Genomic DNA, 552 nt, shown 5'->3' on the forward strand with positions numbered 1-552 from the left:
CCCATTTTAATATGTAGAATAGTGGAGAAACAAAAACAGGAACAAAGACTAAATATATGAGCATTGAAGCTACAAACTTCAATATACCAGACAGCACGCTAGCAACAGCCAACAGAAGTTGAATGTAGAGCATCATTGCTAATAGCATAGCTATAGAACCAATTAGAATAAACATAGAAGTTCCACCTCCACATATCTCCAAGCACTTAACGCTTGCCTAACAGGCGGAAAATAGCAGGCTAAAATTAGCGACGAAGGAGCGCAAGCCTACTGTTTTGCGTCCTTGGTTTAGGCACTTGTTAGGTGTTTTCTTCGTAAATATCTATTACATGACAAGCTTGAAAAGTGACAAGTTGTCCGCACTGCACACAATCACTGCCAGCAGGATCATTATCTAATTTGCCCTTATAGTAATTAGGGTAAACGTCTGTAATTTCTACCCACATACGTTCAACCGAAACTTCGTCAGAACCTATGTTCTCTTCCATGCTGAAAATTAGCTTTACCAAATCGCCTACTTTAAGAGATTCCCTGTCTTCTTTTTCAGGGATC

1 protein-coding gene is annotated in these 552 nt (G+C 39.5%); it reads right to left on the minus strand.

All coding sequences use genetic code 11. The features are described from left to right. Nucleotides 1-299: 299 nt before the first annotated feature. On the minus strand, nt 300-552 hold a 253-nt coding region (locus tag A3712_RS16465; protein ID WP_063524312.1), incomplete at its 5' end, for a DUF2314 domain-containing protein.

It is taken from the genome of Vibrio sp. HI00D65, assembly GCF_001635455.1.
Lineage (GTDB): Bacteria > Pseudomonadota > Gammaproteobacteria > Enterobacterales > Vibrionaceae > Vibrio.